The organism is Cohnella rhizosphaerae (assembly GCF_029525575.1).
Taxonomy (GTDB): domain Bacteria; phylum Bacillota; class Bacilli; order Paenibacillales; family Paenibacillaceae; genus Cohnella; species Cohnella rhizosphaerae.
In genome coordinates this window covers 2,258,947-2,272,562 of sequence record NZ_JAPDIA010000003.1, presented here as the reverse complement: position 1 = coordinate 2,272,562, position 13,616 = coordinate 2,258,947, and the positions used below count along the sequence as shown (strand labels likewise).

11 protein-coding genes and 3 pseudogenes are annotated in these 13,616 nt (G+C 58.1%); 8 read left to right on the top strand and 6 right to left on the bottom strand.

Annotated elements, in window-relative coordinates; translation table 11 throughout:
* Positions 1-93 precede the first annotated feature (93 nt).
* The 7 genes and pseudogenes from OMP40_RS15815 (at position 94) to OMP40_RS15785 (ending at position 5,064) form a co-directional block, all read left to right on the top strand.
* Entirely contained in the window at positions 94-891 is a 798-nt protein-coding gene (locus OMP40_RS15815; RefSeq protein WP_277532648.1) for an aldehyde dehydrogenase family protein, read from the top strand.
* Positions 892-1,075: 184 nt separating this feature from the next.
* Positions 1,076-1,246: pseudogene (locus OMP40_RS15810) on the top strand (hypothetical protein); the annotation flags it as partial.
* A gap of 61 nt (positions 1,247-1,307) precedes the next feature.
* Entirely contained in the window at positions 1,308-1,439 is a 132-nt protein-coding gene (locus OMP40_RS15805) for a glycosyl-4,4'-diaponeurosporenoate acyltransferase CrtO family protein (RefSeq protein WP_277532646.1), read from the top strand.
* A gap of 15 nt (positions 1,440-1,454) precedes the next feature.
* Positions 1,455-2,585, top strand: coding sequence for a phytoene desaturase family protein (locus OMP40_RS15800; RefSeq protein WP_277532644.1), 1,131 nt, complete (start codon positions 1,455-1,457; stop codon positions 2,583-2,585).
* Positions 2,572-2,973, top strand: a complete 402-nt coding sequence (locus OMP40_RS15795) for an FAD-dependent oxidoreductase (RefSeq protein ID WP_277532642.1) — start codon at positions 2,572-2,574, stop codon at positions 2,971-2,973. Before OMP40_RS15800 ends, OMP40_RS15795 begins: the two co-directional genes overlap by 14 nt.
* A gap of 16 nt (positions 2,974-2,989) precedes the next feature.
* On the top strand, positions 2,990-4,117 hold the full coding sequence (locus OMP40_RS15790) for a glycosyltransferase family A protein (protein ID WP_277532640.1): 1,128 nt from the start codon (positions 2,990-2,992) through the stop codon (positions 4,115-4,117).
* 65 nt (positions 4,118-4,182) lie between these two features.
* Positions 4,183-5,064 carry a MerR family transcriptional regulator gene (locus OMP40_RS15785; RefSeq protein WP_277532639.1) on the top strand — a complete coding sequence of 294 codons (882 nt, stop codon included), beginning with the start codon at positions 4,183-4,185 and terminating at the stop codon, positions 5,062-5,064.
* A gap of 39 nt (positions 5,065-5,103) precedes the next feature.
* On the opposite strand, the pseudogene OMP40_RS15780 reads toward OMP40_RS15785, so the two are convergent.
* From OMP40_RS15780 to OMP40_RS15760, 5 genes and pseudogenes are all read right to left on the bottom strand, one after another.
* A pseudogene (locus OMP40_RS15780) lies at positions 5,104-5,998 on the bottom strand (cation diffusion facilitator family transporter).
* A gap of 195 nt (positions 5,999-6,193) precedes the next feature.
* On the bottom strand, positions 6,194-7,993 hold the full coding sequence (locus OMP40_RS15775; protein WP_277532638.1) for a sensor histidine kinase: 1,800 nt from the start codon (positions 7,991-7,993) through the stop codon (positions 6,194-6,196).
* Positions 7,994-8,030: 37 nt separating this feature from the next.
* Positions 8,031-9,614, bottom strand: a complete 1,584-nt coding sequence (locus tag OMP40_RS15770) for a response regulator transcription factor (RefSeq protein WP_277532636.1) — start codon at positions 9,612-9,614, stop codon at positions 8,031-8,033.
* 871 nt (positions 9,615-10,485) lie between these two features.
* Entirely contained in the window at positions 10,486-11,016 is a 531-nt protein-coding gene (locus OMP40_RS15765) for a VanZ family protein (RefSeq protein WP_277532635.1), read from the bottom strand.
* 103 nt (positions 11,017-11,119) lie between these two features.
* A pseudogene (locus OMP40_RS15760) lies at positions 11,120-11,275 on the bottom strand (SRPBCC family protein); the annotation flags it as partial.
* A gap of 313 nt (positions 11,276-11,588) precedes the next feature.
* Between OMP40_RS15760 and OMP40_RS15755 the strand changes: the two are divergent.
* Positions 11,589-11,762, top strand: a complete 174-nt coding sequence (locus OMP40_RS15755) for a hypothetical protein (RefSeq protein ID WP_277532633.1) — start codon at positions 11,589-11,591, stop codon at positions 11,760-11,762.
* A 72-nt stretch (positions 11,763-11,834) separates the two neighbouring features.
* On the opposite strand, the gene OMP40_RS15750 is transcribed toward OMP40_RS15755, so the two are convergent.
* Positions 11,835-13,538 carry a S41 family peptidase gene (locus tag OMP40_RS15750; protein ID WP_277532631.1) on the bottom strand — a complete coding sequence of 568 codons (1,704 nt, stop codon included), beginning with the start codon at positions 13,536-13,538 and terminating at the stop codon, positions 11,835-11,837.
* Between the last annotated feature and the right edge of the window lie 78 nt (positions 13,539-13,616).

The window sequence follows — 13,616 nt, the reverse complement described above, 5'->3', positions numbered from 1 at the left end:
TCGTGACGGGTGATGCCGAGACGTCCAGGCTGTTGACCTCCCTCCCCCTTCGATCTCCTTTTTTTCACGGGGAGCGAGCGGACGGGGAAGGCCGTGTCGCAGCAGGCGGCGGCGCAGCTGACGCCCGTCATCCTCGAGCTCGGCGGGAAAAACGCCTGCATCCTGGATGCGTCGGGCTTTTCTCCCGCGGCCGTTCGCGAGATCGTCTGGGGCAAGTTCCTCAACGCCGGCCAGACCTGCATCGCGCCGGACACGCTGTTCGTACATGAATCGGTCTATGAGCGTACGCTGGCGGAAATGCGATCGGCGCTGCTCGAATTTTACGGGGAAAAACCCGAGTCGAGCGAAGATTACGCCCGCATTTGCCATGCCGCGCATTTTCAAAAGCTGCAGCGTTTGATCGAGCAAGGCCGCATTAGGTTTGGCGGCGCCAGCGACGCGGACCAGCTGTTTATCGCGCCGACGATATTAACCGATATCCCGCCGGGGAGTTCGATCCTGCAGGAGGAGATTTTCGGGCCGATTCTCCCGGTCATTCCCTATCGCGACCTGGATGCCTTGCTTGCGGGGCAGACGATTCAGCGCGATGCCCTGGCCGCTTATGTATTCAGCAGAGACAAGCGGCAGATCAGGCGGGTTCAAGCCTATATGCGATCGACGACCGTCAGCGTCAATCAGGTCATCCATCACGGCGCCAACCCCCGCGTCGCCTTTGGCGGGGTCGGGCGAAGCGGGCACGGCAGCTATCACGGCGAAGCCGGTTTTCAAGCCTTCAGCTATCCGAAGACCGACTACCGCGCCTATCGCTACTGGCATGTATCCGATAAATATCCGCCTTATACGGCCATGGACATGAAGATCGTCCGAAAGTTCAGAAAGTGGCTGTTGTAGCGTCCGTTGCGAAGGAAAACAGAACGCTTGAGGAGGACTGCCGTGCCGCTCGTAACGTTATCTAACTTTTGGATCGTCGCGATCGATATATTCGCCTGGGCCTTTTTCCATATCGCCATCTCCGTCCTTTGCCTGAAGCTTCCCCGATCCTATTTTTTGAAGGACGGCGCCTGGTTTCGGCTGGGTGCCTGGGAGCGATCGGGCAAGCGTTGGCAGCAGCTTTTTCGTCAAGCGGTGGAAGGGCCGAATCATCGACGGAACTGCGATATTAAGAAAAGGCTACGGCAAAAAGAAGCTGCGCGGCACCCGCGTCGGCGAATTGAAAGTTTTCGCCGCGGAGACCAAACGGGCGGAGCTGACCCACTGGCTGTCCATCCTGCCGGCTCCCCCTGTTCTTTCTCTGGAACCCCGTATGGGTGGGCTGGATCATGGTCCTGTACGCCGTGTCGTTCAACTTGCCGATCATCGTCGTGCAGCGCTACAATCGCGGACGCATCGATGCCATCGTATCCGCGTCGAATAAAACGGGAACGGGGTCATTCACATGAAAAAAGAAGGTTATCGTGATCGGCGCCGGCGTGGCCGGACTGGCCAGCGCGATCAGGCTGCAGCAAGCCGGATACCAGGTCGAAATCTACGAAAAAGAAGCGTTGCCGGGCGGGAAAATGCACCGGATCGAAAGGGACGGCTATTCGTTCGATTTGGGGCCGACGATCGTCATGATGCCCGAGCTGTACAGGGAGATCTTCGAGCTGTGCGGCCGCAATCCGGACGACTACATCCCCATGGAGCGCTTGGATCCGATGTACCGGGTGTACTACAACGACAAGCCGAACGAGCCCTTCGACATCTCCTCCGATCTGACGCAATTGACGAAGACGATCGAAGGCGTCAGCGAAGCGGACATGGAGGGATTTTTCCTTTATCTCCACGAAATCTATAAACGCTTTATCGTCGCCAAGCACAACATCATTCAAAGGCCCTTCCGCAAAGCCCGCGATTTTTATAACTTCTCCATGCTGAAAAAGGCGATGAAGCTGAAGACGCTGGATACGGCCGACCGATTCATGAGCAAATATATCCGCAACGAACGGCTCAAGCAGCTGATCAGCTTCCAGACGCTGTACATCGGCATATCGCCTTTTCGCAGCCCTTCGTTCTATACGATGATACCGATGATTCAATTCATGTACGGCGTATGGTTCATCAAAGGCGGCATGTATACGATGGCGCTGGCGATGGAGCGGCTCTTTAAAGAATTGGGCGGGACCGTCCACTATAACCGCAGCGTGCAGGAGATCAGCATTCATGGCCGCAAGGCGACCGGGATCGTCGCAGACGGGCAGCAGGTGCCGGCGGACTTCGTCCTATGCAATGCGGACTTTCCGTACGCCATGAAAAATCTCGTGAAGGACCGGGCGGCGAAAGGGAAATACACCGATAAGAAGATCGATAAATTGAAATATTCCTGCTCCTGTTTCCTTCTCTATTTGGGCATGAACCGCAAATACGAGGAAATCGAGCACGTCCACAACTTTATATTTAATGAAGACCTGAAAAAAAAATCTGGACGACATCTTTGCCGGAAACAAACTGACGAACGGATCGTTCTACGTATACGTCGCATCCAAAGCGGACGAATCCCTCGCGCCGGAAGGAAAAGACGGCCTGTACATTCTGATGCCGGTGTCTAATCTGGCGGCGGCTAACTACGAGTGGAACGAGACGACGATCCGGGAATACCGCGCTTATATACTCGACACGTTAAAGAAAATACGCGGTCTTGAAAACATCGAGCAAGAGATCGTGACGGAAACCTGCATCACCCCGCGCGACTTCGAGTCGCGGTTCAATGCGTACAACGGCGCCACCTTCGGCCTGATGCCCGTCCTGTCCCAAAGCAACCATATGCGTCCGCAGAGCAAAGCCAAGCACTGCGACAATATGTACTTCACGGGCAGCAGCACGCATCCGGGCGCGGGCGTGCCCATCGTCCTGCTGTCCGCCCGCATCGCGTCGCAGGAGCTGATCCAGGACGATCAAGGCATTCGATTCGACTATTCCGGCACGTCCGGCACGTGAACGAGGAGGGAATGCATTGACCGTCTTGGAAGGCGTTCAACTGGGGATCGGCTTGCTGGCGCTTCTGGCCGGCTTCGTCATGTTCGGCGCGCTGCCGACGCTGAAGACGAACGGCAAGCCTATCCTAATGCCTGTACCGCTGCCGTCGCTGACCGTCATTATTCCCGCCAGAAACGAAGCGGGCCGGATCGCGCCGCTGCTGCGTTCGCTGCGGGAGCAGCGCTATCCGTCGTTCGAGGTGCTGGTCGTGGACGACGATTCGACCGACGAGACGGCGACGATCGCCAGCGGGTTCGGCGCCACGGTGCTGCGCAACGATACGGTCGAAGCGGGATCGGGCAAATCCGCGGCCTGCTGGCACGGCGCGCGTCACGCGAAGGGAAAATGGCTCCTGTTCCTCGATGCGGATACCGCGCTCGCGGATGCCGACAGCCTCACGAAGCTGGTCGGCTCCTATGCGCAAAAAGGCGCCAGAGGGATCTTGTCCCTGCAGCCCTACCATACCGTGCAGCGCTTGTATGAAAACTTGTCGGCTGTATTTAACGTGATCGTCATCGTCGGCATGAACGTCTTCACCCTATGGGGGACGCGCTTTAAAACCGCGGGCTCCTTCGGACCGTGCATCTTGTGCAACAAAGACGATTATTTCGCGGTCGGCGGCCATCGCAAAATCCAGGGCGCCGTACTCGACGACCTGGCGCTGGGACAGGCGTTTCTGGACCGGGATCTCCCCGTCCATTGCGTGGGCGGGGGCGGCGTCATCTCTTTTCGCATGTATCCGGAAGGCTTCGGCACCCTTGTGGAGGGCTGGTGCAAAAGCTTTGCCGTCGGTTCGAAATCCACCCATCCGGTCGTCATGTCGCTGACCATTCTTTGGATTACCGGCGGGTTCATGAGCGCGGCCGCCCTGATCTCTTCGATCGCGGCGTGGAATCCCGCGGCAATGGCGCTCGCCGTCTTCTTGTACGCGGCTTATGCCGTCCAAACGTTGCGGTTCGCCCGCAGATGCGGCAATTTCAACAAGGGATTGTTTTTGATTTACCCTTTATTGTTTATGTTTTTCGCGGCATTGCACATCTACTCCCTTTTCAGGGCGCGCGTATTGCATTCCGTGAAGTGGAAGGGACGAAAAATCGAAGTCTGAATCCGTTCCTGACCATCCTCATCCTTGTATCGATTTTGTATAATTACAATGAGGAGGAACGTTACATGTACAGCATGAAGAGGGCGTCCGAGCTGCTGGGCATCCCGGTAGTCACGATCCGCGCCTGGGAAAACCGGTACGGCATCATCTCCCCGGGCCGCAGCAGCGGCGGACACCGCCTGCTAAGCGACGAGGATCTGGCAAGGCTTGGCTTTCTTAAAGAACAGATCGATAAAAACGGCCTGAAAATCAGCGAAGCGGTGGAAAAGCTGAAGCAAAGCGATTCCGTACCTGCGGCGCACGCAGCGAGCCCGCCCGCACATGGCCAAATGTACGCCAGTCTGGTCGATAAGCTTTACGCCGAATTGATTCAATTCGATTCCGCGCAGGCGGATCAAACGATCGATTTGGCTTTTGCCCTGTACGACGTCGAGGACACGCTGCGGTACATTTTCGTTCCTGTTCTCTATCGGGTGGGCACGGAGTGGGAGTCGGGGAAAATCAAAGTGGTCCAGGAGCATTTCGCTTCGGAAACGATCATGCGCAGACTGTCGGCTTTGTTCCGGGTGTTCCCCATCAATCCGGGCCTGCCGATCGTGTTGGCTTTTTGCCCCGAAGGCGAGCGCCACCATCTCGGACTATTGTCGTTCAGCCTGTTTTTGCGCAAAAGAGGCGTCAATGTCCTGTACGCGGGTCCCGACACGCCGCTCAAGGAACTGGACGGGATTATCGAAAGTCAGAATATCTCGTTCGTCGCGGCTTCCGTCACGGACCCCCGCAATACGGACAAGCTGTTGACGTGGATCGAGGCAACCGCCTTGAAGTATCCGAATTTGCGGTTCTTGTTGGGCGGAGCCGCTTTTGACAGCCCCGCGTCAAGACGCATGGTTCAAGCGAACGTGCGCTATCTGTCGGCCGATCAATGGGAGGACTGGTGCCAGGCCTGAAGCGGGACAAGCCGCCAGAAGGCGTGCGGCGGGATGCCGCTAGGACAGCATGTCGGAGACGTCCACCGGCTCGTAATGAACGTGGACCTCGTACACCTCCGACGTCTTCTTCAATTTGTTTTCCACGCTCGTCGCGATCTCGTGCGCTTCGGCGAAGTCCAGCTCCATGTTCACGAGCACGACGACGTCGACGATCGCGCTGCTGCCGTAATTTCTCGCTTTGATATCTTTGACGGCCTCGACGCCTTCGACCTCGAGGATCGCTTCCTTGAACGATTCGATCGTCGACTCGTCGAACCCGTCGGACAGATGGTGGGAGGCGTCGCGGAAAATATCCCAGGCCGTCTTGCAGATGAGGACGCCGACCGCTACGGCGGTGACGGGATCTAGCCACGGCAGGCCGAATTGCGAACCGACGATGCCGACGACGGCGCCGATGCTCACGAGCGCGTCCGAGATGTTGTCCTTGGCCGCGGCCATGACCGCCTGGCTGTTGATTCGAATGGCAAGTCTCCGGTTGTAGCGATACACGATATACATAACGGCCGCGCAGAACAGGCCCGTCCAGACCGAGATCGGGTCCGGCGCCTTCTCGCTCCCGCCGAACACCGAAGATACGGCGGCGAACAGCACCTGCAGGCCGACCGCCGCCATAATGAAGGACGAGACGAGCGATGCGATCGTCTCCGACTTCCAATGGCCGTACCGATGGTTGTGATCCGCCGGCTTCTGCGCGAGGCGCAGTCCGATCAGGACGGCGACGGACGCGACGATGTCGGTCGCGTTGTTCAGGCCGTCGGCCTTCAACGCTTCCGATCCCGCTGCATAGCCGACGATTAATTTTAACGCCGAGAGGACGATATAGGCGACGATGCTGACGATCGCGCCCCGTTCCCCCCAGCTTCAGATTGTCGTATCGCTCCTGTTGATCCATTTCCCGAAGTACCTCGCTCCCTATCCAGTACCATCCATACTAGCAAGCGAATTCGGAGTGGGTCTAGAGAAACGTTTTTTCGCCGGGGCTACAAACGTGTCGGTTCACAACAATCGTGTCGGTTCACAACAATCGTGTCGGTTCGCAACAAAGTTGCGCGGCGTAAAAAAAAGCTTTTGACGGCACCCTCCGTATTCAGCCAACGCCGCCGCCGATCGCGTCCTGCCCGATGCCCGCCTTCACGCAGATGCGGAATGTCGTCCCTTCGCCCTCCTTGCTCGATATCTCGAAGCCGACGTTTTCCTTGTAATAAAGCTTTAGCCGGTAATAAACGTTCTTGATGCCGACGCTCTCGCCGATATCCTCCCCTCGCTCCAGCTCGCTTAAGATCGATGCCAGCCTGTCCGGCGGGATGCCCGCCCCGTTGTCGCTCACGGTGCAGACGAGTCCCTCCGCCGTCTTGACGACCGCGACGCGGATGAGACCGCCCTCCTTCAGCTTCTCGATGCCGTGGATGCTGGCGTTCTCGACGAGCGGCTGCAGCGTCATCTTCGGGATCATGAGGCCCAGCACCGACTCGTCGGCTTCGATCCGGTAGTCGAGCTTGTCCCCGAACCGGTACTTCTGGATGTCGAGGAAGCACGCGACGAGATCGAGTTCGTCACGAATCGTCACCCAGTCCTTGCCCCAGGCGAGCGACTTGCGGAAAATTTTAGCCATGCTGTGAATGATGCGCGCCGTCTCCTCTTCCTTTTTCATCAGGCTGCGCATACGGATCGTCTCGAGCGAATTGAACAGAAAATGCGGATTGATCTGGCTCTGCAGCGCGTGCAGCTGGGACTGGTTGCGCTTGATGAGCAGCTCCTTCTTCTGGATGTCCGCGATGTAGACGTCGTGGATAAGACGCTTGATCTGCAGCGTCATCCGGTTGAACTCGGCGGTCAGCTGTCCGATCTCGTCCTCGGCGTCCTGCCTGGCGATGATCTCGAACGAATGGTTTTTCACCTTTTTCATATGCTTCAGAATGCGCACGAGCCGGGCGTTAAGCGACCGGGAAAACCAGATGATGATGAGCGTCGGCAGCAGCACGTTCGGAATGGCCAGATACAGCACGAAATTTTTGGACTTGCGCACCTCCTCCAGCACCGCCGATTCCTTGAAGACGCCCGCGATGCGCCAGTCCGACAGGTAAGGGACGTCCCCGAAGTCCTCGTCTATGACGATCGTGTCTCTGGACGCCGGGGACGCGGCAGTGCCGGCCGTCTGCGCGAGGTCAAAGCCCGCTTTGGTCGAATACTGAATCGCGTCGCCTTGCAGCAGGTACAGATCGCCTTCCAGGGTCACGTTGTGGAAAATCTCCCGGATCGCTTCGGGATGGAGATCGATCTTCATGTACTTTTCCCAGGGCTCCGCGGCTTCGGCATTGCCGATCTTGCGGACGACGCTCAGCATATCGCCGGTCGCGCCCGGATAATCTGACGCCGTGCGCAGCACGATCGGGGCGGACAGCGCCGAATCGCGGACGAGCCGGTACCACGGCTGCTCGCTCGTACTTGCCGTGACGCGCTCGACCTGTCCGCCGTAGATAAGCGTGTCGTTGTCCGAATACAGCGTGATTCGCTGAATCGACTCGTACACGGGGCTGTATTTGTTCAGCATGCTGATAATGTAAGTTTGGTAATTGTATACGTAGTCCGACGGCACGTCGTAATTTTTGTCCATGTATTCGATCAGCAGCGCGTCGTTGTAGATGACCGCGGAGATGCCGACGGCCACGTTCACCTGCGTCATGAAGTCGTTGCGGATCTGCTCGATGGCGAGCGAGATGTCCCGCATCTTCTGCTTTTTGACGTTGTTGGTCGTGATGTTGTAGAAAATGACGTTCGTCAGCACGACGGGAACGAACACGGACAAAAAGTAAACGATCAGCATTTTGTTGCGCAGCCTGACATTGTTCAGACTGAAGGACCGCTTCCGGATCCATCGCATCCCCATTCGCATTTCCCGCACCGCCGATGCTCAAATCTTTTCGCTAATGGCATTTTTGTAAGCGGTCGGCGTCTTCCGCTCGACCTTCTCGAACTGGGTGACGAAGTAGTCGGCATTGCAGAAGCCCACGCTCGCCGCGATCTCGTACACCTTTTTTGTCCGTCTGCCGGAGCTGCCGCTTCGCCTCATGAATGCGCAGCTGCAGCACGTAGTCGTTGAAGTAGACGCCGTACGTTTTCTTGAACAGCTGTCCGAGATAGACCGCGTTCATGTAATAGCGCCGCGAGATGCTCTTCAGGCTGATATTCTCGTGAAAATGCCGGTCGATGTACGCCTTGATCTTGGCGATGTCGCCCTTCCCGATCGATTCGCGCAGCGACGCGATATAACCGGCGCATTCGGCGAGGAAGGCCAGCAGCAGCGCCCGCAGACCGGCGAGCGAAAGCGGCGCTTCCTGCCAGCCGAGCGCCCTGTTCATCGTCTCGAGCTTGCGGTCGTCGCCCTGCATCGTGCGGACGATCGCCGCCGCGCCGTAGACGACGCGGGATACGGCGGCGGCGACGGCGTCCGGCGCGAAGCGCTGCTCGCCGAATGCGGCGAACATCCGGTCGAGGGCGTCCGTCATCGCGGCCGCGTCGTTCTCCTCCAGCGCCTCGAGCAGCGCGGCGTATACCGCGGGCTCGATCTCGCGGCAGGCCCCGGGCCCGGCATCGCGGACGTCTTCGAAGAGAAGGACGGTGTCATCGGCCTTCGCGAACTTGGCCTTGCGCGTCTCCTGCGCGGTCAAAAAGGAGTGTCCGGCCAGCAGGAGCCCGGAAGCGGGCTCGCCGATATAGATGCGAGGCGCGATGCCGTCGCAGCAGCCGGCCGCCCGGGCCAGGCGCTCGCCGAGCGCCTTCGCCTCGCGCGGCTCGCTCGCGCCCGGTACGAGCAGGCCCAGCTCGTATCGGTCGCGGAAGTGAACGTAAGGCTCGCCGGCGCAGGGCGGCACGAGGCCCGCTTCCGCTGCGGCGCTTGCGGCGCGGGCGAGCGCGCGTGCCGCGTCGCCGGCGCGGCGCAGCGCCGCCTCCGCGTCCTCCGCCGGCGCGTCGTTCAGCTCGACCGCGTAATAGCGGTACGGCAAGTCCGCCGGCCATCCCAGCGTATGGCGGTCCGCGTCCAGCTCGCGCTCCGCCGCGCGTCCGGATACGAGCGCCTCGAACAGCGACGGACGCCGCAGCGCGTCCTCCGCTTCGGTTCGCGCCTGCTCCCGCTTCAGCTGTTCGCCGATTCGGACGAGGGCGGCGATAAGCTCGTACTCGTCGATCGGCTTCAGCAGATAGTCCTGCACGCCGAAGCGCACGGCCTGCTGCGCGTACTTGAAGTCGCCGAAGCCGCTGATGATGATAAAATGCGTGCCGCGATAGCCGCGCTCCTGCGCTTCTCGTATCATCCCGAGTCCGTCCAGCACGGGCATCCGGATATCGGTGACGACGACGTCCGGCGACAAGCGCCCGATCAGCGCAAGCGCTTCTTCCCCGTCCTCCGCCTCGCCGACCACTTCGTAGCCGTATTGCTCCCACGGGATCAGGCCCGCCAGCCCTTTGCGCGCGAACATCTCGTCGTCCACCAGAATGACCTTTCTCACGGCAGCCTCCCGTCCGGCGCGTTCGCCATCGTTTTTGTGTAATCGCTTTCATTTATTATGCCGGGCACGGCGCGGATTTTAGTCGGTTCATGGCTTCTATTGTAGCGCATCGCGGTCCTGGCCGCACTTTCAAAACTTAGGAACTTTCTTCGTAAATTTAACAATTCCGGCCGAAATGAGGATGGAGCGGGGAGTGGGGGAGTGGGGGAGTGGGGGAGTGGGGGGAGTGGGGGGAGTGGGGGGAGTGGGGGAGTGGGGGGAGTGGGGGGAGTGGGGGAGTGGGGGGAGTGGCGGAGTGGCAGGTCGGCGGAGCGGCGAGTCGATAGCCCCCCGGAACGAGAGCCTCCTGGACTGGACCGACACGCCGCGTTCCGCTGGCGAGGCTAGGTTTGTTTCCGGTTAGAACCACTTGCGCATGAGTAAGCGGCGGCGAGGCCCGGTTTGTTTCCGGTTAGAACTTCATGCGCATGAGGAACCGCGCGGAGGCTCGGTTTGTTTCCAGTTAGAACGTCTTGCGCACAGGAAGCGGCGGCGAAAGCCCGGTTTGTTTCCAGTTAGAACTTCTCTCGCATGAGGAACCGCGCGGAGGCTCGATTTGTTTCCAGTTAGAACTTCCCGCGCATGAGGAACCACGCGGAGGCTCGGTTTGTTTCCAGTTAGAACTTCATGCGCATGAGGAACCACGGACAGGCTCGATTTGTTTCCAGTTAGAACTTCCCGCGCATGAGGAACCGCGCGGAGGCTCGATTTGTTTCCGGTTAGAACTTCATGCGCATGAGGAACCGCGCGGCGACTCGGTTTGTTTCCGGCAGCCCTCTTGCTCATGAGAAACTGCGGCGAGCCGTCCCAGCTGGGACGGCCATTCGACCATTCAATTCATGCCTTTTGAAGATCCGCCTGCCCCGCTCGACCTGCCCCGCGCAATTCCCGAGCCGGCGAACAGGCCATAGCCGATCGCGCCGCCGAGGGTGTTCAGGATCAGGTCGTCTACGTCGAAGCTGCCCATGGCGGAGATCAGCTGCGCAGTCTCGAGCGCGAGGCTGACGACGAGCGCATAAAAGAGCACGGCGGGCAGTCGGCAGCCGACGAACAAACCGAGGAACAGTCCGAGCGGCACGAACAACGCGATGTTGCCGAACAGGTTGACCGTGTCGTGCATATGCGGCAGTCCCGCTATGTTTTCCCGGATCGATACGAGCGGCGTCAGGTTGGCGGAGTGCCAGCGATAGACGATGTTGCTCGGCTGCTCGGCCGTCTCCAGCATCAGGCGTCCGAGCAAGGAGACGTTCACGTCGCCGAACTTGAACAGGATGATCTTGATCAATACGTAAAGGTAGCCGGCAAACAAGGCGGCGGCGCCTAGCTTCAGCCATAGGACAGGAGAAAAGTATTTTACGTTCATTCGTTCCACGCTCCTCTGCAGCTCTTAGGTGCATTTTAGCGCGCAATGTTAAATTTTTTTCCGGGCTAACTTTTAATTTTTTCTTAAGAAGACGCGCAGCTGGCATTATCTTGTCCAGCTCGCCGCACCACTTGGTCCAGCCGTAACGCGCGCCTTCGAGTCCGTGTAAGTTGGAGAAGCCGGTCTGCTCGAGATGCAGGGCGAGCACTTCGCCGTCGATGATGCCGTCCCAATATTCCGAAGGCTCCGTGTGTAACTTTCCGCAGGCCTGAAGTGTCTATTTATAGAAGGGGGATGACGAATGATGAAAAGAAACACGAAAGTCGCGATCGTCGCGATCGCCCTGCCTGCAGCCGTAGCCGTCCTGTTGATGTCCCTCTTCGTGCTGTGGAAGACGAACGACGAACTGTTCCAGCGTTTCCGAAGCTTCTCCGTAACCGTGGTCAATCAGTCCGATTACGACCTAATCTCCGTAGAGACGGGCATTCTGGACGGCGGCGGATCCGGCCAAGCGGTCAAGCGCAACGCGAAACACACCTTCGCAAAAACGATCAAGGCGGGAGACAAAAAAGGTGATCAGTCCCAAGCTGCGCATGAACGGCGAAGGCGGCATCTATGTCAAGTACACGAATTCGCGCGGAGACACGGTTCAGAAAACGGTATGCTCGTACACGGAGAGCGCGTCCGGCTATTCCACGATCACGATTCAGAACGACCGGGTCGAAGTGAAGGAAAATTGCAGCTAGGCTTCGGCGGCATCGCCAAGCGCAGCAAAGACAAACAAGCAGACGCCGCGCGTCTGCTTGTCGCCCCACCTGCTATCTCTCCATCGCGTCGGTCGCATACTTCAGCTCGACATCCTGCCCTTCCATTACGCTTTCTTTAAACGTTGCTTCGTTGAGGGGAATTTGGATGTCGGGAACCGCGCCTCCCACGCCGGATGCGTCGGCGTCGCCCTGGACCGTTTTATCCTGGTTGAGCGACCTTCCATCGGGGAAATGGATGACGTAGCCTTCCGGCATCTTGATCTCGATCGGGCTGCTCACGAGGCCGAACGACCCGGCCGTGGAGGTAAATCCTACGATTTTGACATTCGGCATCCCTTTTAGAACAAGCGGTATTCCTTCTCCCGAGCTGCCGGTTCTGCTATTGATCAAGATCGCTACCTTGCCGTCATAGTAAGGCTTTGAAGGCTTGACCTTGACGACCTCATTCCGGTTCAGTTCAAACTTGCCCGTATATCTGTTGTAATAGCTGACGTATTCATAGATTTTCTCCTTTTTGACGAAGAAGCCGGCCAGATTGGCGGCAAGCTGATCTTCTCCGCCGGGATTATCCCGCAGATCGATGATCAGGCCTTTCGCGTTTTTCGCATTAAACATCCTCAACAGGTCCGCCAGTTTTTTTTCGGGCGAAGCGACATTCGACTTGGGAAGAAAATGCTTGATTTTCACATAGCCGTAGCCGTTGTCAAGCATTTCGCCTTCAATGGGAGATGCCTCCAGGTCGGCCGGGGTCAGCTTGTTCTTCGTTTTCTTCAACGTCTCGAATTGATCGTCATACGCCGTTAGCTTCGTTCGTTCCGTCTCGGACGACCCCCAATTGCGATATTCGACCTGTACTTCCTTGCCGATCGGCGCCCGCACCATGAACCGTCCCTGATTGAACCTTTTCCCCTCATCCGTAGCCGTTCCGTTCTCGCTCCAGCTCGTTCGTTCGAAGGCTTCCGCTCCCGTCATTCCGTCCCATGCGACGATTTCCGCGCCCAGCTTGATTCCGCTCCTGGCGGCGGGGCTGTTCTCCAGGACCAGACTCACGAGAACTTTGCCGTTATCCAACTGTACGGCGCTTAGCCCGAAGCCGCCGCCGACTTCCTTTTTAAACACCGTATTCCCATCGTACACGTTATCGTTCACGATTTTGATATGCCCGTCGTTCAGGGAGAACAGGTATTCTCTTAACGTTGTATAGTACAAATCGAAGTTTTTGTCGTTCTCCGCCTGTTCGAATAGCGGCTCGTACTTGCTTCGGAGCGCCTCCCAGTCGATGCGCTTCCATTCGCCGAACGGATACTCCCGCGACAAGCGCTCGTTCATTTTCACAAAAGCTTCGGCGTAGCTCAATCCGCTAAGATCGCTAACCGGGTTGTACCGCATGACTCCCGCATACGCCAACGCGAGTATGATGGGGACAACGCCGCATACGCAGATGACGCTCCTTACGATTCGGAATACCTTCCTCTTCGGAGCGGCCCAAGCCTTAGGCTTATACAGTCTCCTCGCGGTGCATAAAAACACGGCCAACGTCAGCGAATCGACGATCAGCGCCAGCAGGGTCGCGTCCCCGGACAGAAGGCTTGCGATCGCCGCAAGCATCCCTGCGCCGGGTAAAAAATCAAACCATCTGTAATGCTTCTTGGCAGGCACGGCGTAAAGCGTCAACACGAATAAATCGATGACGCACATCGCCAGCTCATAAACCGTCAGCCATTTTACCGAATCGATCGTCCCGATCACGCTCATGTTCCAACACCTTCCATTCATTTATTCCCTAGCCCCCATGCGATACATACGGAAGAGTAGGAAAGAAATATGAACGGA